Below are 301 nucleotides of genomic sequence, written 5' to 3'. Positions count from 1 at the left end.
ACTTTCAAAGACGAAACAGACAAAACCATTACACTCCAATAATTATGAAAGCATTAGTAATAGCAAGCCTTTTCACGGCATTTATAGCCTTGGTAGTTTATCTTACTTCCATCATAGCGGTTCATGGTATCCGCAAATCAATTTCCGATAGCAATTACTTTTTACGCAAACCCTACAAGCTTGTATTTGAGATAGTGATGTGGGTTTGTGGACTGGCCATCATCATTACAGGTATTTTCATTAAAGAATCTGCCGATTGGTGGGTTATCGGAGGCGGTATCGGAATCTTTTTAGTCGGTGT

General features: G+C 38.9%; 1 protein-coding gene. It reads left to right on the top strand.

What is annotated here, in order from left to right; translation table 11 throughout:
- Positions 1-44: 44 nt before the first annotated feature.
- Positions 45-301: hypothetical protein (locus OM075_RS26065; protein ID WP_301193451.1), on the top strand; the 257-nt coding region annotated here is incomplete at its 3' end.

It is taken from the genome of Plebeiibacterium sediminum, from assembly GCF_026013605.1.
GTDB lineage: Bacteria > Bacteroidota > Bacteroidia > Bacteroidales > Marinilabiliaceae > Saccharicrinis > Saccharicrinis sediminus.
This window is presented reverse-complemented; position numbering and strand designations above follow the sequence as displayed.